The organism is Frigoribacterium sp. CFBP 13605 (assembly GCF_014839405.1).
Lineage (GTDB): Bacteria > Actinomycetota > Actinomycetes > Actinomycetales > Microbacteriaceae > Frigoribacterium.
Genome location: NZ_JACYNS010000218.1, coordinates 1 through 820 on the forward strand (window position 1 = coordinate 1; position 820 = coordinate 820).

1 protein-coding gene is annotated in these 820 nt (G+C 76.3%); it reads right to left on the minus strand.

Translation table 11 applies throughout. The features are described 5' to 3' along the window. Positions 1 to 820, minus strand: an 820-nt coding sequence (locus tag IFT36_RS16130) for an alpha/beta hydrolase (RefSeq protein WP_249408700.1), incomplete at both ends; no start/stop codon positions are given.

Below are 820 nucleotides of genomic sequence, written 5' to 3' on the forward strand. Positions count from 1 at the left end.
CGCGACGCCGTCGACCAGTCGTGGCCGCTGCCGGGCACGACGTGGCGGGTGACGTCCATGCCCGCGGCCCGGGCGGCCGCCGCGACGACGGGCATCACGGGCCCGTAGCGCGAGTCGGTCCCGCCGACGGCGAAGAACCCGGCACTGTCGGCGTAGGGGGCCCGGGCGGCCAGCACGGCGAGCGGCTGGGCGGCGTCGTAGGCCGCCCGGTCGCCGGCGAAGCCGCGCTCGACCGTCGCCCGTGCTCCCCCGTCCAGCAGTGGTCCCCGCTGCCCCGAGACGTCGACGAACGAGGCGAAGAGCTCGGGGTGGCCCGCCGCCAGCTGGAGCGAACAGGTGCCGCCCTCCGAGAAGCCCGACACGGCCCACGCACGACCGGGCGCCTGGACCGAGAGGTGGCTCGTGATCCACCGGGGCACGTCGACCGTCAGGTAGGTCTCGCTGTGACCGAGGGGTCCGTCGACGCACATCGGGTTGTTGGTCGGCCGCTCGAGCTGGTCGGGCATCACGACGATCGGCGCGAGGCCGTGGTGCATGCGGGCGAGGGCGTCGAGGGTCTCCACCATCCGTCCGGCGTCGACGAGGTTCTCCGGCGCGGCGCCGGGTCCCTGTCCGGACAGGACGACGTCGACGGGCAGGGGCGGCGGATCGGTCACGAGGGCGGCGGGCGGCAGGTACACCAGAGCGTCCCGCGCGTCGAAGTGGGACGCCGTGCCCGGGATGGCGACGCTGCCGAGCCGTCCGCGGGACGGCAGGTCGGCGGGTGCCCGCCAGGTGCGACCCAGGTCCGGGGCCGCCGGGGTCGACGTCCGGCCGGCCC